The following is a 445-nucleotide window of genomic DNA, read 5'->3' as shown; positions in this document are numbered from 1 at the left end:
TCCTAATTCACAAGATGATCGTTTATATGAGGTGAGTCGTTTTGTGGAGAAACCAGAACAAGGAACTGCGCCATCTAATCTAGCGATTATGGGTAGATACGTTTTATCTCCTCAAATCTTTGATTATCTTGAGAATCAAACCGAAGGTAGTGGTGGAGAAATTCAATTAACAGATGCGATCGAACGTTTAAATAAAGATGATAAAGTTTACGCGTATGATTTTGAAGGACAACGCTATGATGTCGGAGAAAAAATTGGATTTGTGAAGACGACGATAGAATATGCATTGAAAGACCAAGAAATGCGTGATGAAATTAAACGTTATATTCAAACATTAGATATTTAAGTAAAGGAGCTAGAACTTTGAGAGCACAATGGGAACAAAGAATATCTGAAAGTTTAGTTGAACAGTTTCATAATGTTCAAACAGAAGAAGAAGTAGCGG

At 35.3% G+C, this 445-nt stretch carries 1 protein-coding gene; it reads left to right on the top strand.

What is annotated here, in order from left to right; translation table 11 throughout:
- Positions 1-346 (top strand): sugar phosphate nucleotidyltransferase (locus ACJTHF_RS14040; RefSeq protein WP_407812638.1); only part of this gene is annotated, 346 nt, incomplete at its 5' end.
- Between the last annotated feature and the right edge of the window lie 99 nt (positions 347-445).

The organism is Mammaliicoccus sp. RAM2 (assembly GCF_045897195.1).
GTDB classification, from domain to species: Bacteria; Bacillota; Bacilli; order Staphylococcales; family Staphylococcaceae; genus Mammaliicoccus; species Mammaliicoccus sciuri.
Note: the sequence above shows the minus strand (reverse complement) of the source record. Positions and strands in the feature narration are given on the sequence as shown.